Origin of the sequence: Providencia sp., assembly GCF_052096715.1 — a bacterium.
In the GTDB taxonomy this organism is placed as follows: domain Bacteria; phylum Pseudomonadota; class Gammaproteobacteria; order Enterobacterales; family Enterobacteriaceae; genus Providencia.
The window spans coordinates 1-22,387 of sequence record NZ_JBQDNB010000032.1 but is presented as its reverse complement, the minus strand read 5'-3'; the positions used below and the strand labels follow the sequence as shown (position 1 = coordinate 22,387).

Here is a 22,387-nt window from a genome sequence, read left to right as displayed (position 1 = left end):
TAAATTTATAGTAAATCAATACTTTTTTAATTAATTGTCTTACGCCATTTCGGCGTAAGACGTTTAATTATATTTTCCACTATTATAATAAGAGTGAGCTTATGTATTTTAAGAAAAAAAGCATTTACTATGCTATTTCACTTCTTATTAGTGGTGGATATTCTAATGCTGAAACATTTAATATCAATGCACTTAACTTATCCGCAGATGATAACGTTGACTTAAGTTATTTTGAAAAAAACGATTTAAGTGAAGGTTTGTACGAAACAGATATTGTATTTAACGATAAACGAATTATTCGTAATGAAAAAATTAAATTTATTGATAATAATGGGGTAATTGAGCCCTGTATTACTCCTGAATTACTTAAACGCCTTCCGCTAACAAATGAAGCAAAAGATAAATTAATTGCTACTCAAGAAGATAACTGTATTAACTTAAATTCTCTTGATCCTAATGTAGTGGTGGCTTTTAATGACAGTGAACAAATTCTGACTATTTCAATGCCGCAAAAGTATACCAATTTGGTTTATTCTTCTTGGGTTAGCCCTGAGATGAGAGATAGCGGTATTGCAGGGTTAATTTTTGATTATACTGTAAATAATAGTCATTATTATAGAAAAAATAGCGGTAGAAGTAATAGCGTTAGTGCCTTTGGTAATATTGGTGCCAATGTTGCGCAGTGGCGTTTTCGTGCAAATTATCAGTATGAAAATAAACTTGTTGATCCTAATGGCGATAAGCAAAGTCGCTTCGATTGGGAGCAAGTATATGCATTTAGGGATGTAGCGAGTTTGTCTGCAAAGCTATTTGTGGGTGAAGTTTTTATTAGATCTGATTTATTTGATAGCGTGCGTTTTAAAGGTGTGAGTTTCTTTACTGATGAAAGCATGATGCCTCAGAATTTGCGAGGTTATGCGCCGCAAATTACCGGTGTTGCAGCTTCAAATGCAACGGTGACTTTGTCTCAAAATGGTAGAATTATCAATCAGGTGAAAGTACCTGCGGGTCCTTTTGTCATTAAAGATCTGAATCAGTCGGTAATAGGAACTGTGGATGTTACTGTCACTGAAGATAATGGGCAAGAAACTACTTTTCAATTTACGACAACAAATATTCCATTCTTAACTCGTAAAGGGCAAGTGCGTTATAAGTTAAACGCAGGTCAATTAGCACCTAAATACAGTCATCATACCGATGATAATTTTATTACGTTAGAAACTTCTCTTGGCGTTTTTAATAATACTTCACTATTTGGTGGGCTTGTTGCAACTCAAGGAAACAAATATCAAGCTATAAACGTTGGCATAGGGCAAAACCTTGGTTTTTTAGGGGCACTCTCTGTTGATATAACACAATCCTATGCAGATGTTTTAACCGGAAGAGAGCAAGGAAAAAGCTATCGTATTAACTACGCAAAAGATTTACCGAGTATTGATGGCCAACTGACTTTAACGGGATATCGTTTTGCTGATCAAACGTTTAATTCTTTGACTAACTTTGTTGATCGGAATTTTAGTGATAATAATTTTGAAGACATCAACAAAGATAAACATGTTTTCTCACTTTCGTATGCGCAGCAATTACGTTTTATTAATGCAAGTGCCAATATAACGGCATCTCGTAAAACATATTGGAATGGTAAGCAAAATAACTACTTTAGCGTTGGGCTGAATAAATATTTTGATGAAGGCATAATGAAAGGAGGTAACATTTCGTTATCTTTAAATCAGATACGTAATGGCTATGATAAAACAGATAATCAGGTTTATCTTTCAATCAGCAAGCCATTAAATTCAGATAATAGAAATGCATCAGTGTCATATTTTGCTTCTTATAGTGATAAAGATAAGCGCTATGCGAACAATGCAAACTATAGTCGTTATGTGGATAAAAATACCAATTATAGTGTGACTGCTTCAACGCAAGATAGTTTATCTGATGCCATGGTGAGCACTTATATTTCACATAGTGGCGATTTGGGGCAAGTACAAGTGAGCGGTTCGTTGTCTGATTCAATGAATTCCGCCAGTGTGGCAATGAGTGGTTCAGTAACCGCGACACAACATGGTATTTCTGCACATCGTCTAACATATCGTGACCAATCTCGTTTAATTGTTGAGGTACCTAAAACTAAGGGACTTGTGATTGAAAATGGGAATACAACGACAAATAGTTTTGGCATAGCGACAATCAGTAACGTACCAACCTACTATAATATGGAATATAAGGTTGATATGAATAAGTTACCAGACGATGTAAACATTGAAGAAAATATTCTTGAATCTACACTTACTGATGGTGCTATCGGTTATGTGAAAATGGATGCAAATATTGGGAAGTCATTAATAACGCGTATAAAGCTTATTGATGGAAAATATCCTCCATTAGGCGCGATTGTGACTAATGGAGCAAATGATAAAGTTTCAGGAATTATTGCTGAATCTGGCATTGTTTACTTAACTGGGCTGAATATGGGCGATCAGCTGAGTGTGAATTGGGGAGATGGTCAATCTTGTTCTTTCTCCGCAGATAGTATTCTTGCTGGAAGCCGCGATATTACTTTATGTAATCACTAAGGTGGTTAAAAAATGTTGGTGAAAAAAATGACTCTATTTAAAAAAGTAATTTTTGTTGTTTTGTTATCTGGCGTAATGAGTCAAGCATATGCTGTGCTGGGCTTAGATAGAACTCGTATTATTTTTAATGAAGAAGATGGAGGAGTCAGTGTTGTTATTGAAAATCAAGACAGCGCATCCTCATTTTTAGCGCAAACTTGGATTGAAAAACCAAATGGTGAGAAATTAAATAACTATTTGGTTGCGCTGCCATTTTTACAAAAATTAAGTCCGAAACAGAAAAAACAAATAAAAATCACTTATATGGAAGGGCAGAACCTGTTGCCACAAGATAGAGAAAGTTTACTTTATTTCAATTTATTAGGTATTCCACCTCAAGGAAAAGAATCAAGTGTGGTTCAATTTACGATTCAATCACGATTAAAACTATTTTATCGTCCAAAAGGTATTGAATATAAAATGCCTGCGGGTAACGACTTTCGACGTGATCTTTTAGTCACCAAGCAGGGTGGGAATATCAAACTAACGAATCCAACGCCATTTAATATTATTATTACGAACCTGAATGTGGATCAGCGTAAAGATAGTGATTTTCCTGAAACCATTGTTGCACCTTTTAGTGATTCAGTTGTAAAACTAAAAAATCCGGCTTGGAATAGTTTTCATATTGGTTATATCGATGATTTTGGTGGATTACAATTTAGTCAATATCAATGTGATGCGTCACAGTCTTGTCAATTGTCATCTCATGCGAAAAGCAAATGACACTATTTTATCGAAATAGCGCAAAAATAAAAAAGCGAATCAAACAAAGTATACTTTGTTTGTTGCTAATAGCTTCGGGTAATGTTGCTTATGCAGCTGGGGCAGAATGTACTCCGAATGGTGGGCATATGTGGAATCCTGTGCCTGAAATTAATATTGATATGAATACTACTTTAGGTGAGATCTCTGCGGGAACTGAATTAGGTAAAGGATATACTGGTTTTTTTTCATGGCATTGTAATTTTTCAGGGTCTAATGCGGATAGAACTATTTATTTTTATAATCAAACACCCGCAACAACGAAAGCTCTTTTATTATCGAGTGGTGTTAGACTTTATCAAAATATTTATAGTCATGAAGTTGTCGAGATTACAGCAAATAATACACCAAAGTTAACGGTCGGTTATTGGAGTCAATCCGTTGCTGATATTGCTTTTATGTATATTTACACTCTTAAAAGAGGAGTAGGGCCATTAAAATCATTCGATACAGGTACTTTTGTTGTGGGGTATCATGCTGATGGTACTGGACGTCGTTTAGGTGACCTTTATCATGCTCGGATAACTGGAACATTAGTTAACTATTGCCCTACGCCTATTGTTACTATGAGTGATAAGATCGTTGATTTTAAAGAGTTAACGCCAGACCAATTTAATAGTGGTAAAACGGTTAAAGAAAATTTCAATATCACTTTAACACCTGTTTCAAGCTGTCAAGCTGCGCTGGAAGTGAGTGTTAAATTCCAAAGTAATAGTGGTGTCGTGAACAGTAAATATTTGGTTTTTGAGAACGGGTTGCAAGCGACTATTACAGATAAAAGTTTAGGGCAAGAAGTTATGTTTGACCGAGACTATTATAAAGGCGCTATTTCTCAACAAGCTCCGGGTAATTATCAATACAGCGCTGAACTATCAAATAGAAATAATGAGTCGATTAAACAAGGTCCGTTTAGTAATACAGTGAATGTGTTGTTTTCATATCGTTAATCATTTTAGCATCTAAATGCAGCGGAAATATGAGTTAATTATTTCCACTGTATTATTATCGTAATATTAATCTTCCACTAATCTTTTAATAAATTAAACTATGCGGGATCTGCGGGATATCCGGCCGTATTTAATGCCGTACGAAAAATACTCTCTTCGAGGTTACTGTAAATTTTAACAGTTCTTGTTTCCGGCTCAGTGGTTATTTGTGCGTGGGCATCAATATCTAATAATGCTTTTGTGACTGATTTAGCGCAACCGCCGCAAGTCATATTGGGTATCGTTAAATTAATCATTTTGCTCTCCTAATTATTGTGGTTTCCTGAGTAATGTAAGGCTTACCAGCGTAGCAAGGTCAATGCATTTTTAGTAAATAATGTGTATTTATTTCAATAGTATTAAGTATTGAATTTATATTTAATACTTTAATGATTAAGACGAAATCCGCTTATTTGATGGCAGTGATGCGTAAGCTCCAAATCGAGAGGTTTTAGTCGCGTTTTTTTCTGTATTAATTGTCGGTTCAGTTAAACTGGCAATAATCGGGCAATCAGGTTGATTATTGCCATGACAATGTTGGGTTAGTTTTTCAAGTGTTTGAGCCATGTTTTGTAATTCAGTTATTTTTTGTTTTAATTCAGTTAAATGGGTTAGTGCCATGGCTTTAACATTGGCGCTAGCTCGGTCACTATCTCGCCATAACAGTAAAAGTGCTGAAATCTGTTCAGTTGAAAAGCCAAGATCTCGGGCACGACGAATAAGATGAAAGCTCTCTACATCCGATAAAGTATAATGACGGTAACCAGCATTAGAACGGTTTGCTTTTGGAATTAATCCCGTCTGTTCATAATAACGTATCATTTTTGCTGAAATGTTAGCGAGTTTAGCTGCTTGACCGATATTCATCATGTTCTCCCATTTTGTAGGCGGATACATTTTCTTTATTAATGTAATGTTTACCTAGGTTTTAGACCTAGTGCGACCATGAGTTTTGGTTTCTGTGATGCGAATGTGCCGTAAAATATTTGTTCACCAATAAGTGTAATTGGCGCAACACGTACACCGGTATTTTCTTTTGCTTCCATCATGATTTTAGGGTCAGTGAGGTCGCGTTCTTCAAAAGGGAATGCATTTTGGGTCAACCATTCTTTTAACATATGACAATCAGGGCACGTGGGTGTGGTGTAAACAATAATGTTGGAATGAGATTGATTCGCCATCATTTATCCCTTTGTGTTTTAAGACTTACTTTTAGAGATTAGCCAGATCTTTCAATCTGGCTAATCGTCATGTATTTATTGGTATATTAACCTTTCATTGGTGCTTGAAAGCGTTTCAAACGTAAGGCATTACCCAGTACAAATACACTCGATAGCGCCATTGCACCGGCAGCTAACATTGGTGACAATAACGTGCCATTGATCGGGTAAAGCAAACCAGCGGCAACTGGGATTAATAAGGCATTGTAAGCAAACGCCCAGAACAGATTTTGTTTGATGTTCCGGATGGTTGCTTGACTCAGCGCAATCGCATCAACAACACCGCGTAAATCCCCCGACATTAACACTACATCGGCAGCTTCAATGGCGACATCGGTGCCTGTACCAATGGCGAGGCCGACATCCGCTTCTGCCAGTGCTGGTGCATCGTTGATGCCATCTCCGACGAAGGCCACTTTGCTACCATTGCTGCGAAATTTTTTCAACGCAGCAACTTTACCATCGGGTAATACTTCTGCTGCGATTTCATCGATACCCAGTTGTTTTGCTATCGCAGCGGCGGTAGCGGCGTTATCACCAGTAATCATAGCGACTCGAAGACCCAATGCATGTAAGGCTTTAATGGCTTCAGGTGTTGTTTCTTTAATCGGGTCAGCAACGGCAATAATTGCGGCTAGGCGGCCATCAATTGCGGCATATAATGGGCTTTTACCTTGCTCACCAAGGCATTGAGCTGTTTGTTGTAGACTTGAAACATCCAATCCTAGCTGTGCCATGAATCGGTCGGCACCCACTGAAACTGCGCGGCCACCGACTTGAGCTGAAACACCAAAGCCTGGTACTGCTTCAAAGTTTTCAATTGAGGCAAACGTGATGCCTTTTTCTTTTGCTGCGGCAACAATGGCTTCAGCAATAGGGTGCTCAGAACGCGTCTCAATAGCAGCAACAAGACTGAGTACTTCATCATATTCAAATCCATCCGCAGGCACGAGGTCAGTTAATTCTGGACGGCCCTTGGTTAATGTTCCGGTTTTATCTAATGCAACAACACTCACATCTCGCAGGGCTTGCAACGCTTCGCCTTTGCGAAAGAGAATACCAAGCTCTGCTGCACGTCCAGTACCAACCATGATAGATGTTGGTGTTGCGAGTCCCATCGCACATGGACAAGCGATAATTAACACGGCAACCGCATTAATCAGTGCAAAAGTTAGCGCAGGATTTGGGCCAAAAATCATCCAAATAATAAAGGTGATTACTGCGCCCGTCATGACCGCTGGTACAAACCACATGGTGACTTTATCAACTAGTGCTTGAATCGGTAATTTTGAACCTTGGGCTTCCTCAACTAATCGGATGATCTGCGCAAGTACGGTATTTGAGCCAATTTTAGTGACGCGGAAACTGAATGCGCCAGTTTTGTTAATTGTTCCACCAACAACATCAGAGCCAATTTCTTTTGATACTGGAACAGGTTCGCCGGTGATCATACTTTCATCAACGTAAGATGCGCCTTCAATAACCTCACCATCGACTGGAATTTTTTCACCTGGACGGACAAAAACAATATCGTTTGTTGTCACATCATCCAGTGGAATTTCAATTGTTTCGCCGTTACGCTCAACTCGGGCGGTTTTAGCTTGAAGCCCCACAAGGCGTTTAATCGCTTGAGATGTTTTTCCTTTAGCGCGCGCTTCTAACGTACGACCTAGCAAGATTAACGTGACGATCACCACGGCAGCTTCAAAGTAGACATTTGCCGTTCCAACCGGTAATACTTGTGGAATAAAGGTAGCAACAACGGAATAACCGTAAGCGGCGATTGTACCAACAGCTACCAGTGAGTTCATATCAGGCGCGCCGCGAAATAAGGCTGGAATACCTTTGCGGAAAAAACGCATCCCAGGGCCAAATAAAACAATCGTTGCTAAGATAAACTGTATATACCAGTTCGTTTGTTGGCTCATGACTTTCGACACGAGCTCGTGTACGCCGGGAATAAAGTGCGATCCCATTTCAATAATGAATACGGGGAGCGTAAAAATAGCGGCAGTCAATAAAGCGCGACGTAATGAACGCTCTTCATTATCACGACGCTCATCTGCTTGGTCATTGCTACTGGTTGTTCCCGCCGATATTCGACGAGATTTATAACCCGCTTGCATAACCGCAGCTTCTAAATCATCAATAGTGACAGCACCCGAAAGGTGGCGGATACGGGCGCGTTCAGTCGCTAGATTCACCGTAGCTTCCAATACACCGGGCACTTGAGCTAAAGCTTTTTCAACGCGACCGACACAAGAAGCACAGGTCATTTCTTCAATCGTGAGTTCGGTGGTTTCTTCGCGAACCGTATAACCTGAATTTTCAATTGCTCGTACTGCTGCAAGGGGATCTGCCGCGCCAGTGAAGGTAATATCAGCACGTTCTGTCGCAAGGTTAACCACGGCAGTGCTTATTTCTGGAACTGCTTTTAAAGCACGTTCAACACGACCGACACAAGATGCACAGGTCATGCCTTCAACCGGTAAACTTATACGGTTGGATGTGGATGGAGAGATATTCGTATTCATTATTTTGCCTTCTTGAATAGGTTGTTGAGTGAAAGCATAAGGTTTCCCTTAAGGGTAAGGTCAAGGTTTTTTTATTTTTATTTAATGAATAAATTGATGTTTGAATAATTATGGTGTGTTTCTAAGATGGAAATATGACCGATTTTTATTTTATTATATTTATAATCAATAGGTTAATTTATGTCATGAAAACTAAGGCAACAAAGTGTATTAAAAAAATATTTTATTCACTAGGCAAAATCTACCCAGTGAATAAATGTTTTCGTATTATATCAAATTATTTGTTATAGCGACTTTCTGAGTGTTAACTTACGGACAATAACGTAAAAAACGGGTGTCAGTATTAAGCCAAATAATGTCACGCCTAACATACCAAAGAAAACAGCAATACCCATGGCTTGTCTCATTTCAGAACCGGCTCCGCTCGCCAAAACTAATGGAATAACACCTGCGATAAATGCAAACGATGTCATTAATATTGGGCGTAATCGCAAATGTGCGGCTTCTAAAACAGCTGCGATAGGGTCGGCTCCTTGTTTTTCTTGTGCAATAGCAAATTCGACAATTAGTATGGCATTTTTGGCGGCGAGTCCCACAAGGACAATAAAGGCGATTTGCGTAAAGACGTTGTTATCACCATTGAACAGCCATACACCCGCAATCGCAGAAAGTAATGCCATTGGTGCTATCAATAAAACAGAGAAGGGTAGTGACCAACTATTATATTGGGCAGCAAGGATCAAAAAGGCAAATAAAACGGCTAATGGGAAAATATATAATGCCGAATTACCACTCAATTGCTCTTGGTAAGTTAAATCAGTCCATTCATAAGTCATACCTTCCGGTAAGGTTTCTTGCAAGATTTTTTCAATAGCGTCGGTTGCTTGTCCAGAAGTAAAGCCCGGTGCGGCGTTTCCTGTAATATCTACCGATGGAAAACCATTATAGTGAATGATGCGATCTGGCCCTGTAGTACGTGTAATGTTAACTAATGTGCCTAGCGGGATCATGTCACCGTGTTTATTGCGTACTTGCAATAATTCAATATCTTTAGCGTCCATTCTAAATGGCGTGTCTGCCTGAACGACAACGCGATAAGTTCGGCCAAATCGATTGAAGTCATTAACATATAATGATCCAAGATTGATTTGTAGTGCATCAAAAATATCGGTTAATTCCACACTTTGTGATTTTGCTTTTACGCGGTCTATATCAACATCTATTTGTGGTGAATTGGTTTGAAAACTGGCCATCATCCCTGTGAGTTCAGGTGTTTGCATCGCCTTCATTAAAATTTGTTCTTGTACTTTAGCTAACGCTTCAAAACCAAGATCGGCTCTGTCCTCTATTTGGACTTTAAATCCGCCCATAGCACCTAATCCTGGTACAGGCGGTGGTGGGAAAATACCCACGAAACCGTCAGGAATTTGACTAAATTTCCCCATTAATTTACCCGCAATGGCATTCGCAGAAAGCGATGGGTCGGTGCGCTCGTCAAAAGGTTTAAGCATCGCAAACATCAAGGCGGAGTTAGGAATATTAACGGGCCCATTAACGGATAAACCGGGGAATGCGACCACGTGTTCAACACCGGGCTCGGCAAGTGCAATGCGTGACATTTCTTTTACCACGGCTTCGGTTCTATCGAGTGAAGAACCTGGCGGTAATTGTGCAACGCCAATTAAGTAGTATTTATCTTGTGCGGGAACAAAACCGTTAGGGACAACGTTAAAACCCAGTGCGGTTAATCCAATAAATCCGAGATACAGAGTCAGTATAATAAGGCTGCCTCGAATGCATCGACGGATTAATTGAACATATTTTTCTGACAACTTATTAAAGAAGAGATTAAATTTGGCAAAAAAAGCACCGAATATCAGATTAATAATACGTGTCAGCCAATCTGTTTTTACATTTTTACCGTGGGGCTTAAGTAACATTGCACAAAGTGCTGGTGCTAAGGTTAATGAGTTAATCGCGGATATAATGGTTGAAATAACAATGGTTAATGAGAATTGTCGATAAAACTCTCCTTGTAACCCCGATAAAAATGCGGTGGGAATAAATACTGCGGCTAGCACAGAGGTAATCGCTAAGATTGGGCCCGTTACTTCATCCATCGCTTTGAATGCAGCTTCTCTGGGCGCTAACCCTTCGGTTATATGCCTTTCCACATTCTCGACGACAACAATGGCATCATCGACCACGATCCCTATCGAAATGACTAATCCAAATAGGGATAGCGTATTTAAGGAGAAACCAAATAAATACATAAAGGCAAATGTGCCGATTAATGAGACGGGGACGGCGACCAGTGGAATAATCGAGGCGCGCCAGCTTTGTAAAAATAAAACCACCACTAAAACAACTAAAATAGTCGCTTCAAGTAAGGTTATCGCAACTGATTTTAATGAAGCACTGACAAAAACCGTCGGGTCGTAAGCGATTTTATAATCGATACCGTCAATAAAATTAGCCTGTAAGCGTGACATAGTCTCGCGTACAGAGCTGGATACATCTAAAGCGTTAGCGCCTGGGCTCATCACAATTTGTAAGCCAACGGCATTTTGACCATCAAGCAGGCTACGTAATGAATAATTATCTGCACCTAACTCCATTCTAGCCACATCTTTCAGGTACGTAATTTGGCCATTTTCGCCAGCTTTGATAATAATATTGCCAAACTGTTCTTCTGTTGTCAGCCTGCCCAGAGCATTAACACTGATTTGAAATGAAGATGTGCTATCCGGTTGCTGTCCAATAGAACCTGTTGCGACTTGAATATTTTGCTCACGAATGGCGGCGACAATATCATTTGCAGTCAGCCCCACTGATGCCACTTTTGTTGGGTCTATCCAAGCCCGCATTGCATATTCACCTTCCCCCCAAACCACGGCGCTTGCGACACCGGAGAGTTTAGCAATTTCATCTCGCACATTTAACATGGCATAGTTAGAGACAAACAGTGAGTCGTAGACATCATTTGGGGAATACATATGGACAACCATCAGGACATCTGGAGATGTTTTCTCTGTTGTCACGCCAATTTGTTGCACTTCTTGAGGCAATCTTGGCAGTACTCTAGAAACTAAATTTTGTACTTGAATTTGGGCAATGTCAGGGTCAACACCTTGCCCAAATGAAATGGTTAAAACCATTTTTCCATCAGTTGACATCTGAGAGCTCATATAGAGCATCCCTTCTACGCCATTGACGGCTTGTTCTATCGGTGCGGCAACAGTGTCTGCGATAACTTTAGGTGTTGCGCCCGGATAACTTGCAACCACTTGGACTGTAGGGGGGGTAACGGATGGATATTCGCTTAATGGCAATTTAAAGAAGCTAAGAATACCGGCTATCAAGATAAATATGGATAAGACAATGGCAACAATGGGCCGTTGAATAAAAAAATGGGGAAATTTCATTATTTGTTTTCCTCCGTTTTATTTTTGTTGGTCATATTGTTTTCAGCCAGATTGCTATCAGCCAATGGTGATTGCATTGGAATTTCGTTAGGCGTAACTTCCATTCCCGGTCTGACAAGACCTTTGATAATGATTTTTTCACCTTGTGCTAAGCCCTTATTGATGACTCTTAAGCCATCTTTCATCGCACCGAGTTCGACTTGTCGATATTCTGCTTTGTTATTTTTATCAAGCACTAATACATAGTTTTGTCCTTGGTTGGAACCGATTGCTTGTTCATCAATGAGAATTGATGGCGCTTTGTTACCAATAGGAAGTTGAACGCGAATAAAGGAGCCGGGGGTGAGTTTGCCATCTTCATTTTTAAGTGAAGCTCGCACTTTGACTGTCCCTGTTGCTCGGTCAATTTGATTACTGATAAAATTGAGCGTGCCTGAATGAGGATAATTTTGTTCATTAGGTAAACGAATATTCACTGAAGGTAGTGCGACACCTTGCTTTGATTCTGGAGTGAACTGTATAGCTGAAAGTTGATGAAAGGTGGTTTCATCAATATCAAAATAGGCATAGATAGGGTCAATTGAAACAATTGTCGTTAACAGTGTGGCGGTATTGATATCACCGCCTGTCACAAGGTTGCCTTCTGTTATTAACGCTCTATCAACTCGGCCAGTTATTGGCGCGGTAACTTGCGTATACGATAAATTTAATTTAGCGGCTTCAACTGCGGCTTTGGCAGATTTAACTTGAGCATTATTGACGGTGCGATTAGCGTGTGCATCATCGTAATCTTTACGAGAAACGACGCCCTTATCAACCAGGCCTTTGATTCGATTGTAATTTTTATTTGCTTGAAAGGCTAACGCTTCAGCTTGACTAAGTTGTCCTATCGCTTCATTCAATGCAATTTGAAAAGGCAGAGGGTCTATTTGAAAGAGTAAATCCCCTTTTTGAATAATTTGCCCTTCAGGCAAGTTAATCGCATTAATTCGACCACCGACTCGGGCACGTAAATCAACTGTTTTAGGTGCAGCTAAGTAACCTGTAAATTCGGAAGAGGGAATAATATCCCGTTGAATAACCTCAGCGACAGGTACTTGGGGAAGCATGATGGCGCTAGTGCTTTCTGGCTGGCTATCATTATTATTATTTTCTTGTGCAGCAGATTGCCCACCCAAAGTGATAGCTGTAAAGAGCGCTGCATATACGCCAATTTTCATTTTCATAAAAAACCTTGCCTGATTAAATAAAGGAATTGTTAATTCGGATGTTATTGAATAAATTCTTTGCAAGGGTAAAGGTTACAGTCGCTGTAAAGTCAATAGTTTTAATTAAATGAAAACAAAAAAATAAAAGATGGTAAGTTTACATTTGATATGGATTTTTAATATGATGATTTATTTTATTTTGATGAGGAATTAAATAAAGGCTACTGTATGAAAAATTAAAATAATCTTCTGAACTATTGACCTTGTATCTACTTTAAGGTTTTAAATGACTTTAAAGTAACTTAATTATATTTAAATTAAATAGAGTTTAAAATGAAATCAATCATGACGGTCATTGAGGTGTTTAATGATGAATAATAATGCACTAAGAGAAAATATCGTGAATGATATTATTATTTGGATTGATGAAAATGTTGATAAACCTCTCGATATTGAAATAATCTCTGAAAGAGCAGGTTATTCAAAATGGCATTTTCAGCGGATATTTAAACATGTGGTTGGCGTTAGCTTAGGTGAATATATTTTAAATATCAGGCTATTAAAGGTCTCGTCTGATCTAAAGAAAACCAATGATAAAATTATTGATATTGCATTTCGATATGGCTTTGATAGTCAGCAAGAGCTAAATCGTGCATTTAAAAGAATCTTGAAAGTGACACCGGGCAAGTATCGAAAAGAAACTGTACTACGCTACGATGCTTAACTTTAATCATGATATTAAAAATTAATAAATGCTTATTTGCTATTTTTCTTGACCTTACAATGACGGTAAGGTTTAAGATTGTTAGTATATTTTTAGATTGAAATTATTTGAGGTGAATAAATGAAAATAGGTGAGATGTCAGATTTATTTAAAATTCCAAGGGAAACTATTCGTTTCTATGAACGTGAAGGGCTAATGTTACCTCCCAATAGAAATAATAATAACTATCGGAGTTATAGTGAAAATCATGTTGAACGTTTAAGGTTTATAAAAAACTGTCGAAATTTTAATATGTCGCATCGTGAGATCAAAAAATTACTCAATCTTATTGATAATAATAATGCGGGTTGTGAATTAGTCGAAGAGGTCGTTTTGAGTCATTTATCCAGTATTAGAGAAAATATTGAGAAGTTGAAGCGGTTAGAGAAAGATTTGGTTATTTTACAAGTTCATAGCAAGAATATGGATATTAATGATAAATGTGGGATCATTAAAAATCTGTTATCTCGGGAGATTTAACTATTGATGAGATGATTAATTTTTTATTCCAAAACAGTAAAAATTCCCTATCTTGCATACTTTTTATTCCAATTTTAAACTTTAAATTATTTTCGTCAAAAATGTCGACGCTCAGTTTGAACATTTAGTTGTATTCCTATCATATTGATTAATATTCATTATTTTATTGGCATATTTTGTGCATTATTTGAGTTTCTTTTTCTTACTCTTTTACTCCCTAGTTAGGGGAAAGGACTTCAAATGAAAAAAGTTATATCTGTATGCCCATACTGCGGCGCTGGTTGTAAATTAAATCTCTGTGTTGAAAACGGCAAAATAATCAAAGCTGAAGGCGCTAATGGCGCTACAAATCAAGGACAACTCTGTTTAAAAGGTTTGTATGGCTGGGATTTTCTTTATGATAATAAATTACTAACTGCTCGTATTAATCAGCCAATGATCCGCAGGGAAAAAGGGGCGCCATTTGAAGTTGTCAGTTGGCGTGAAGCCATTAATTATACCGCCCATAAATTAAAAGAAATCAAAGAAAAGTATGGCGCTAAATCCATTATGTGCACGGGATCTTCTCGTGGTACGGGTAACGAAACCAATTTTGTCATGCAAAAATTTACCCGTGCAGTGTTAGGCAATAATAATGTCGACTGCTGCGCGCGAGTTTGCCATGGCCCTTCTGTGGCAGGGTTACAGGTCACATTGGGGAATGGCGCCATGAGTAACTCAATCGCCGATATTGAGAACTCGGATTGTTTATTAGTTTTCGGATATAACTGCGCAGACTCTCACCCAATCGTTGCTAGACGAGTGATAAAAGCTAAAGAAAAAGGGGCTGAAATTATTGTTTGCGACCCGAGAAAAATAGAAACAGCAAAAATAGCCACACAATATCTTCCGCTAAAGAATGGGACCAATATGGCATTAGTGAATGCCTTTATTTATACCCTGATAGAAGAAGAACTTTATGATAAAAATTATGTTAATCAGTTTACTGAAGGTTTTGAAGACGTTAAACAAATAGTACAGGATTATAGTCCGGAAGCGGTTCAGGATATTGTCGGTATTCCTGCATTACAAATTCGTCAGGCGATGCGAACTTACGCTAAAGCTAAAACAGCGACCATTATGTGGGGAATGGGCGTGACCCAATTTGGACAAGCCGTTGATGTAGTTAAAGGTCTTTCTAGCTTAGCGCTGATGACGGGAAACCTCGGAAAACCGAATGTGGGCGTTGCGCCTGTTCGCGGACAAAATAATGTTCAAGGTGCTTGTGATATGGGGGTGTTACCTAATCTATTCCCCGGTTATCAGGAGGTCACAGATGAAAGCGTACGTCAAAAATTTGCAAAAGAGTGGGGAATTTCGTCTGAGCAGCTTGACCCTAACGTAGGTTATCGAATTACTGAAGTACCTCATTTAGCTATTGAAGGAAAGGTCAAAGCCTATTACATCATGGGTGAAGACCCATTACAGACAGAAGCAGATTTGAATCTAGTTCGAAAAGGTTTTGAAGCACTCGAGTTTGTTGTCGTTCAAGATATTTTCATGACCAAAACGGCAGAACAAGCCGATGTTATTTTACCTTCAACCAGTTGGGGTGAACACGGTGGTATCTTCACTTGCGCTGACCGTGGATTTCAACGATTTGAGAAAGCGATTGAGCCAGTTGGTAATGTTAAACGGGATTGGGAAATTATTTGTTTGATAGCGACAGAAATGGGTTATCCAATGTCGTACACCGATAATAAACAAATTTGGGATGAAGTTAGAAAACTTTGTCCGCTATTTTTCGGTGTGACCTATGAAAAATTAGCCGGATTAGCGCATATTCAATGGCCTTGTCCAACTGAAGATCATATGGGAACGCCTTATCTCTATAAGGACAACGTATTTGATACGCCTTCAGGTAAAGGGCTACTTTTTGCAACCAATTGGCGCGCTCCTGCGGAATTACCGGATGAAACATACCCGTTGATCCTTTCAACGGTTCGTGAGGTTGGCCATTATTCTTGTCGCTCAATGACCGGAAATTGTAAAGCGCTCGCATCTTTAGCGGATGAGCCGGGATATGTTCAAGTTAATCCCGAAACCGCGAAAAAAATAGGCATTAAAGATCAAGATATCGTTTGGGTTGAGTCTCGTCGGGGAAAAGTTATGTCTCGTTGTAGTATTAATGAAACTATCAATAAGCCCGCCATTTACATGACTTACCAATGGTGGGTTGGAGCTTGTAATGAATTGACGCAAGATAATCTTGATCCTATTTCAAAAACGCCAGAAACTAAATATTGCGCCGCAAGGATTGTCAAAATTAACGATCAAAAATCCGCAGAAAGCCTCGTGACTTCGAAATATGTCGATATGCGTTCGCGACTGATTAATTTGGTTGAGTCAGCCGAAAGCCAAATACAATAAAACCTAAATAGAGAACTTAAATAGAGAACCTAAAGTGGCTACGGTGTGATTAATTCACATCGTGGCCATTTTGCTATTCAGTTTGTTCATTTCATTTTCACAGATTTCGCTTCCTCACTTCACTGCTTGTCGTCATTAGTGTCGATTAAGCGGTATTTATCATTCCATTATTTCATAACAAATTGATTTTATTGCTAATAATTTATGGCATGAAAAATGCTTAGTTAATGGCATCAATCCTAATGACTTGACAGATTTTATTGGAGGGTAAGGCGAATGAATCGCTTTGTTATTGCCGACCCACAATTATGTATCGGATGTAATACCTGTATGGCGGCGTGCTCAGAGACGCATAAAGTTCAGGGATTACAAACATATCCGCGACTAAAAGTGGTGAAAATTGGAGAGCTGACTGCACCTATGCTCTGCCGCCAGTGTGATGATGCTCCATGTGCTCGTGTGTGTCCGGTGAATGCCATCACCCACGAGAACAACATGATTGTGCTGAATGAAAGTCTTTGTATAGGCTGCAAATTATGCGGTCTAGTTTGCCCATTTGGGGCAATCACCCCATCAGGCAGTAAACCTGTGGATATGCCTGATTTCTTTGAACAATATGTTCCCAAAGAAATGTTATTGGATGTTCCTGACAGCTTACCAACGATGAACCCGTTTTTGGCATGGAATGCTGGTATTCGTAATGTCGCTGTGAAATGTGATTTATGTGACTTTAGCGAAGAGGGCCCAGCTTGCGTGAAAGTGTGCCCAACTGACGCTCTCCATATTGTTGAAGAGAACCAATTAGAAAATGAAAATGCGAAACGACGCAATGCATCGGTCAATGTGATGCCGCCAGAGTTCGACATTTTTGTCTCAGGACAGGAGAACTCATAACATGACGTCGCTTCAGTTACTCTTGTGGTCTATTTCCCTTTATTTTGCTGGTGGCTTCATATCATTGCTATTTAAAAGACAAGAAAAAATAGCAATTTATGTCGCTGGTATTGCAGCAATAATTGGCGGGCTCCTCGGTTTAATGAGTTCAATTCCTGTGTTGATGAATGGCGAGGTATTGACCTATTTTGCGCAAGGACCATTCCCATTTGCGCATTTTGTGGTTCGTTTTGATAGCCTCGCCGCTTTTATGGTGATGGTGATTTCATTACTTGTCACAGTAAGCGCTTTATATTCGTTGAATTATGTACAGGAATATTGTGGCCGTGGCGCATGGAGCATGGGTTTCTTTTTGAACCTATTTGTTGCATCAATGGTTGCACTGGTCGTTATGGATAACGCTTTCTATTTCATTATTTTATTTGAAATGATGTCATTAGCTTCTTGGTTTCTGGTTATTGCTGACCAAGATGAAAAATCTATCCGTGCTGGCTTACTGTACTTCTTTATTGCTCACGCCGGTTCTATCCTCATCATGATTGCTTTCTTCTTGATGTGGCGTCAAAGCGGTAGCTTAGATTTCGACTCCTTCCGACAACTTTCACTTTCACCTACCATGGCCTCAGTGGTCTTTTTGTTGGGCTTTTTTGGTTTTGGCGCCAAGGCGGGGATGTTGCCGTTACACAGTTGGTTACCGCAAGCTCACCCAGCCGCACCTTCTCATGCTTCTGCGCTGATGTCTGGTGTGATGGTTAAGATTGGTATCTTTGGGATCATCAAAGTCGGCATCGATTTACTCGGTGCAACGCAAGGTTGGTGGGGAATTGTAGTACTTGCTTTTGGGGCCGTATCTTCCGTTCTTGGGGTTATGTACGCCTTAGCAGAACATGATATCAAGCGTTTGCTTGCTTGGCATACAGTAGAAAACATCGGCATCATTTTGATGGGCGTTGGCGTTAGTATGGTCGGTATGGCAAATAACATGCCAGTGTTGGCGACTATTGGTCTACTTGGTGCGCTTTATCACTTACTCAACCATGCGGTATTTAAAGGCTTGCTATTTCTCGGTGCTGGTGCGGTTATTTACCGCATTCATACTCGTGATATGGATAAAATGGGGGGCTTAGCCAAGTTAATGCCGCTCACTGCGACAGCCTTTTTAATTGGTTGTATGGCCATTTCTGCATTACCGCCACTCAATGGTTTTGTGAGTGAGTGGTACACCTATCAATCCCTATTTTCTATGAGCCATGAAGGCACTTTCATTATGCGTATCAGTGGCCCAATTGCGATTGTGATGTTAGCCATCACAGGTGCTCTTGCGGCAATGTGCTTTGTGAAAGTCTATGGCGTGAGTTTTTGTGGTGGTGCGCGTAGCGAACAAGCAACCCATGCACGAGAAGTACCTTGGACCATGACTGTCGCGATGATTATTCTTGCGGCAATTTGCGTCATTTTAGGTGTGGGTGCGAGTGTGATTGCACCTGTGTTAGCCAATGTCGCGATGTCATTGACCAGTGCAACGGATATCACGGTTGTTCAAGGGGCGATGTTAATCCCTGATAGCGCGTCTCAAGCGATGATATCACCTGCAATGACTTTTGTGCTTCTACTCGCCTTACCTGTGATCCCATTTATTATTTATATGGTTTTCAAAGGCAAACAACTCGGTTTTCGTCGTAAAGGCGATGCATGGGCTTGTGGTTATGCATGGGAAAGCGATATGTCCGTATCTGCGGGTGGATTTACTCAGCCGCTTCGTTCTATGTTCGCACCCTTGTATCGGATGCGTAAACAGCTCGATCCGTCAGCGAAATTGGCTCAGGCTTTAGAAGTGACTAAAGCAGGGGCAGGGAAAGTCGAACCTTTCTGGGATGAAAGTATTATTTATCCTCTAGTGCGCGGTATCAATCGGTTTGCCAAACGAATGCAGTGTCTTCAAGGTGGGGATTTTAGACTTTATTGTCTCTATGTCGTTGCGGCGTTAGTCGTTTTACTTGTCGTCATTGCGGCGTAAGGAGAGAGAAACCATGTCTATTCAAGAAACACCGACATTGATGACAGGACTCTTTGCTGTGGTTCAAGCGGTATTTTTACTGCTATTAACACCATTGTTTACTGGTATCTCTCGTCAAATTCGCGCCAAAATGCACTCTCGTCAAGGACCCGGCGTTTTACAAGATTATCGTGATATTTTTAAATTGTTGAAGCGTCAGTCCGTCGCACCGCGTGATTCAGGAATGGTCTTTTGTATCATGCCTTATGTATTACTCGGTAGTATGTTGTTATTAGCGATGGCACTGCCTGTCTTTACGATCACTTCACTGTTTAGTGGCGCATCTGACATCATTATTGTGTTGTATGTTTTTGCGCTATTTCGCTTTTTCTTTTCGCTCTCAGGTTTAGATACCGGAAGCCCATTTGCAGGTATCGGTGCCAGCCGTGAATTGACGCTTGGTGTTTTGGTCGAACCTACTTTATTTCTTGGTTTGTTAGTTGTCGCATTAATTGCAGGCTCAACCAACATCGGCGCTATTAGTGCGGTGATGAATGAGGGCTGGATATCACCAACAGCAACGCTCCTTGCACTATTAGCTTGTGGTTTTGCCACTTTTATTGAAATGGGCAAAATTCCCTTCGATGTGGCGGAAGCTGAGCAAGAATTGCAAGAAGGACCGCTTACTGAGTATTCAGGATCGGGTTTGGCGTTAGTGAAATGGGGTATAGGTCTGAAACAAGTGATCGTCGCAGTTTTGTTTCTGTCTATTTTCTTTCCCTATGGTAATGCGAGCGAATTGACAATAGTCAGTTTGCTATTTGCCATCGTCATCATGCTCATAAAATTGTTGGTTATTTTCGTTCTGGCATCGTTAGTCGAAAATAGTTTGGCTCGTGGTCGTTTCTTACTGACGCACCATGTGACTTGGTTAGGATTCGGTGTTGCGGCACTTGGATTCGTGTTCTATCTCACCGGTCTATAAGGAGCGACAAAGCATGTTAGAAAATATTGCACTGGCGACTCTAATGGTTCCGTTTATTGGGGCGTTGCTGGTCAGTTTCTTACCAACACGTGTCGCACCGTGGCTAAGTACGTTAGTTGCGTTGCTTGCATCGCTCGGTACGGCGGCATTGGGTTGGTTGTATCTCGACGGTGGCAAAGTCGCCACCACGTTGGAATTAGTACAAGCAGGGGATGTCGCGTTATTTGGTTTTACCATTGATGGCGTCAGTACATTAATTGCGTTTGCCGTAGTATTCCTAGGCTTTTTGATCTGTCTGTATTCTACAGGCTATTTGACCGAAGGTAATCGTGAGCACGCACACGGCCCAACTCGCCGCTATTATGCATTTTTGCTGATTTTTATCGGTGCAATGGCGGGTGTGGTGCTGTCTTCTACCATTTTAGGACAACTCGTCTTCTTCGAAATTACTGGGGGCTGTTCTTGGGCGCTGATTGGTTATTACCAAACTGAAAAATCACAGCGTTCTGCAATGAAAGCACTGCTTATCACCCATATCGGTTCGTTGGGACTGTACATGGCAGCAGCGACCTTATTCATCAGTACAGGAACATTCGCACTAAGTGCCATTAATCAGCTGAATGAAACACAAAGCCTGATTGTTTTTGGTGGCATTTTATTTGCGGCATGGGGTAAGTCTGCACAACTCCCATTACAGGCTTGGTTACCTGATGCGATGGAAGCGCCAACACCGGTCAGCGCGTATTTACACGCGGCCTCTATGGTGAAAGTTGGCGTGTATATTTTTGCGCGTAGCATTATGTCATCAACCCATGTACCGGAAATTATCGGTTGGATTGGTGTGACGATGGCAGTGATCACCTTGGTATATGGTTTCTTGATGTATCTACCACAAAAAGATATGAAACGATTATTGGCGTGGTCAACTATTACCCAATTAGCGTATATCTTTCTTGCCTTGTCGTTATCGATTTTTGGTTCGAAAGAGGCGTTTGATGGCGGTATTGCTTACATCTTTAACCATGCTTTTGCGAAAAGTTTATTCTTCTTAGTTGCAGGTGCGCTGAGCTATAGCTGCGGTACACGTATGCTGCCGCGTTTACGTGGATTAGCAAAACAGTATCCACTTTTAGGCGTTGGATTTTGTGTGGCGGCATTGGCGATTGCCGGTGTTCCTCCGCTTAATGGTTTTTTCAGTAAATTTCCAATCTTTGCCGCAGGTTTCGCGTTGTCTGACAAATTCTGGATATTAACGCCAATTATGATTTTGGTGTTGATTGAATCCGTCGCGAGTTTTGCTTGGTTACTTTACTGGTTCGGTAAAGTGGTACCTGGCGAACCAAGTGAAGACGTGGCAAATGGCAGTGCTGTTCCATGGGCGATGCAGTGGGTAATTGGTTTACTGATCATCATGTCCTTCTGTTCTAGTGTTATTGCCGTCATCTGGCTCAATTAAGGGGAGAAAGTATGACTGGTTCAATGATTGTAAATAATTTAGCGGGGCTGATGATGATCACTTCGCTACTGGTTATCGGCGCAAAACGTCCGGTGGCATCTTGTTGGTTTTATGCACTTCAATCTTTGGTTCTGGTGGCGATTTTTGCCACACTCTCTCAAACCTTGAATGCGCCAGAGCTAGCAATGTGGGCAGGCACTGCATTTGCAACAAAAGTAATTTTAGTACCACTGATTATGGGATATGCATTTCGCAAACTCTCTGATCCGTCAGCGAATGGCGGTGTGATAAGTCCTGCATGGTTGATGTTAGCAGCAGCGGTCATCGTGGTGTTGTGTTGGTTTGTTGTCGAACCGATAAAACTGCCAATAGCCACAGATTTGAAGCCAGCTTTAGCGGTTTCACTGGGACATTTTATGTTGGGATTGCTATGTATTGTGACCCAGAAAAATATCCTTAAGCAGGCATTTGGTTATTGCTTGATGGAAAATGGTTCACATCTGACATTGGCATTGCTGGCATATAAAGCGCCAGAATTAGTTGAAATAGGCATCGCGACGGACGCCATTTTTGCTGTGATTATCATGGCGGTGCTGGCACGTAAAATCTATCGCACGCTCAACACACTGAACGTGGATCAACTGACCG

General features: G+C 40.4%; 17 protein-coding genes. 11 read left to right on the top strand and 6 right to left on the bottom strand.

All coding sequences use genetic code 11. From position 1 onward, the window contains the following. Positions 1-101: 101 nt before the first annotated feature. The 3 genes from ACTH6U_RS18480 to ACTH6U_RS18470 are packed head-to-tail and all read left to right on the top strand — an operon-like array spanning position 102 to position 4,330. Complete coding sequence (locus ACTH6U_RS18480) at positions 102-2,579, top strand: fimbria/pilus outer membrane usher protein (protein WP_441832867.1); 2,478 nt, start codon at positions 102-104, stop codon at positions 2,577-2,579. Positions 2,580-2,591: 12 nt separating this feature from the next. After that, positions 2,592-3,344: a fimbrial biogenesis chaperone gene (locus ACTH6U_RS18475; protein ID WP_441832866.1), complete on the top strand. Its 753-nt coding sequence runs from the start codon at positions 2,592-2,594 to the stop codon at positions 3,342-3,344. Further along, entirely contained in the window at positions 3,341-4,330 is a 990-nt protein-coding gene (locus ACTH6U_RS18470; RefSeq protein WP_441828792.1) for a hypothetical protein, read from the top strand. Before ACTH6U_RS18475 ends, ACTH6U_RS18470 begins: the two co-directional genes overlap by 4 nt. A gap of 98 nt (positions 4,331-4,428) precedes the next feature. Here the strand turns inward: ACTH6U_RS18470 and ACTH6U_RS18465 are convergent, their stop codons facing one another. The 6 genes from ACTH6U_RS18465 to ACTH6U_RS18440 form a co-directional block, all read right to left on the bottom strand. Continuing rightward, positions 4,429-4,626: a heavy-metal-associated domain-containing protein gene (locus tag ACTH6U_RS18465; protein ID WP_441832865.1), complete on the bottom strand. Its 198-nt coding sequence runs from the start codon at positions 4,624-4,626 to the stop codon at positions 4,429-4,431. A gap of 136 nt (positions 4,627-4,762) precedes the next feature. Further along, a complete protein-coding gene (gene cueR / locus ACTH6U_RS18460; protein WP_441832864.1) occupies positions 4,763-5,239 on the bottom strand; it encodes a Cu(I)-responsive transcriptional regulator in 477 nt (158 codons plus the stop codon). Between the two features lie 47 nt (positions 5,240-5,286). Continuing rightward, positions 5,287-5,550: a glutaredoxin family protein gene (locus tag ACTH6U_RS18455; RefSeq protein ID WP_441832863.1), complete on the bottom strand. Its 264-nt coding sequence runs from the start codon at positions 5,548-5,550 to the stop codon at positions 5,287-5,289. 86 nt (positions 5,551-5,636) lie between these two features. Next, complete coding sequence (locus ACTH6U_RS18450) at positions 5,637-8,123, bottom strand: heavy metal translocating P-type ATPase (protein ID WP_441832862.1); 2,487 nt, start codon at positions 8,121-8,123, stop codon at positions 5,637-5,639. Between the two features lie 284 nt (positions 8,124-8,407). Then, positions 8,408-11,548: an efflux RND transporter permease subunit gene (locus ACTH6U_RS18445; RefSeq protein WP_441832861.1), complete on the bottom strand. Its 3,141-nt coding sequence runs from the start codon at positions 11,546-11,548 to the stop codon at positions 8,408-8,410. Beyond that, on the bottom strand, positions 11,548-12,774 hold the full coding sequence (locus tag ACTH6U_RS18440) for an efflux RND transporter periplasmic adaptor subunit (RefSeq protein ID WP_441832860.1): 1,227 nt from the start codon (positions 12,772-12,774) through the stop codon (positions 11,548-11,550). Before ACTH6U_RS18440 ends, ACTH6U_RS18445 begins: the two co-directional genes overlap by 1 nt. 349 nt (positions 12,775-13,123) lie before the next feature. Here ACTH6U_RS18440 and ACTH6U_RS18435 point away from each other — a divergent pair, with 349 nt between their 5' ends. From ACTH6U_RS18435 to hyfE, 8 genes are all read left to right on the top strand, one after another. After that, the gene (locus ACTH6U_RS18435) at positions 13,124-13,480 is read left to right on the top strand and encodes a helix-turn-helix domain-containing protein (RefSeq protein WP_441832859.1); all 357 of its coding nucleotides are present in this window, start codon (positions 13,124-13,126) and stop codon (positions 13,478-13,480) included. Positions 13,481-13,600: 120 nt separating this feature from the next. Continuing rightward, complete coding sequence (locus ACTH6U_RS18430) at positions 13,601-13,999, top strand: MerR family transcriptional regulator (RefSeq protein ID WP_294102932.1); 399 nt, start codon at positions 13,601-13,603, stop codon at positions 13,997-13,999. A gap of 240 nt (positions 14,000-14,239) precedes the next feature. Beyond that, positions 14,240-16,408 (top strand): formate dehydrogenase subunit alpha, encoded by a 2,169-nt coding sequence (gene fdhF / locus ACTH6U_RS18425; protein ID WP_294102934.1) that lies wholly within the window; start codon positions 14,240-14,242, stop codon positions 16,406-16,408. 276 nt (positions 16,409-16,684) lie between these two features. After that, complete coding sequence (locus tag ACTH6U_RS18420) at positions 16,685-17,302, top strand: 4Fe-4S dicluster domain-containing protein (protein ID WP_294102935.1); 618 nt, start codon at positions 16,685-16,687, stop codon at positions 17,300-17,302. Between the two features lies 1 nt (position 17,303). Then, entirely contained in the window at positions 17,304-19,319 is a 2,016-nt protein-coding gene (gene hyfB, locus ACTH6U_RS18415) for a hydrogenase 4 subunit B (RefSeq protein WP_441832858.1), read from the top strand. Positions 19,320-19,332: 13 nt separating this feature from the next. Beyond that, positions 19,333-20,283: a respiratory chain complex I subunit 1 family protein gene (locus ACTH6U_RS18410; protein ID WP_294102940.1), complete on the top strand. Its 951-nt coding sequence runs from the start codon at positions 19,333-19,335 to the stop codon at positions 20,281-20,283. 13 nt (positions 20,284-20,296) lie between these two features. Beyond that, on the top strand, positions 20,297-21,739 hold the full coding sequence (locus ACTH6U_RS18405) for a hydrogenase 4 subunit D (protein WP_441832857.1): 1,443 nt from the start codon (positions 20,297-20,299) through the stop codon (positions 21,737-21,739). 11 nt (positions 21,740-21,750) lie between these two features. After that, positions 21,751-22,387 (top strand): hydrogenase 4 membrane subunit (hyfE, locus tag ACTH6U_RS18400; RefSeq protein ID WP_441832856.1); only part of this gene is annotated, 637 nt, incomplete at its 3' end.

Coding starts and splice junctions, on each gene's coding strand:
- ACTH6U_RS18480 (WP_441832867.1), top strand. CDS start 102: ATGTATTTTAAGAAAAAAAGCATTTACTATGCTATTTCACTTCTTATT.
- ACTH6U_RS18475 (WP_441832866.1), top strand. CDS start 2,592: ATGTTGGTGAAAAAAATGACTCTATTTAAAAAAGTAATTTTTGTTGTT.
- ACTH6U_RS18470 (WP_441828792.1), top strand. CDS start 3,341: ATGACACTATTTTATCGAAATAGCGCAAAAATAAAAAAGCGAATCAAA.
- ACTH6U_RS18465 (WP_441832865.1), bottom strand. CDS start 4,626: ATGATTAATTTAACGATACCCAATATGACTTGCGGCGGTTGCGCTAAA.
- cueR (WP_441832864.1), bottom strand. CDS start 5,239: ATGATGAATATCGGTCAAGCAGCTAAACTCGCTAACATTTCAGCAAAA.
- ACTH6U_RS18455 (WP_441832863.1), bottom strand. CDS start 5,550: ATGGCGAATCAATCTCATTCCAACATTATTGTTTACACCACACCCACG.
- ACTH6U_RS18450 (WP_441832862.1), bottom strand. CDS start 8,123: ATGAATACGAATATCTCTCCATCCACATCCAACCGTATAAGTTTACCG.
- ACTH6U_RS18445 (WP_441832861.1), bottom strand. CDS start 11,548: ATGAAATTTCCCCATTTTTTTATTCAACGGCCCATTGTTGCCATTGTC.
- ACTH6U_RS18440 (WP_441832860.1), bottom strand. CDS start 12,774: ATGAAAATGAAAATTGGCGTATATGCAGCGCTCTTTACAGCTATCACT.
- ACTH6U_RS18435 (WP_441832859.1), top strand. CDS start 13,124: ATGATGAATAATAATGCACTAAGAGAAAATATCGTGAATGATATTATT.
- ACTH6U_RS18430 (WP_294102932.1), top strand. CDS start 13,601: ATGAAAATAGGTGAGATGTCAGATTTATTTAAAATTCCAAGGGAAACT.
- fdhF (WP_294102934.1), top strand. CDS start 14,240: ATGAAAAAAGTTATATCTGTATGCCCATACTGCGGCGCTGGTTGTAAA.
- ACTH6U_RS18420 (WP_294102935.1), top strand. CDS start 16,685: ATGAATCGCTTTGTTATTGCCGACCCACAATTATGTATCGGATGTAAT.
- hyfB (WP_441832858.1), top strand. CDS start 17,304: ATGACGTCGCTTCAGTTACTCTTGTGGTCTATTTCCCTTTATTTTGCT.
- ACTH6U_RS18410 (WP_294102940.1), top strand. CDS start 19,333: ATGTCTATTCAAGAAACACCGACATTGATGACAGGACTCTTTGCTGTG.
- ACTH6U_RS18405 (WP_441832857.1), top strand. CDS start 20,297: ATGTTAGAAAATATTGCACTGGCGACTCTAATGGTTCCGTTTATTGGG.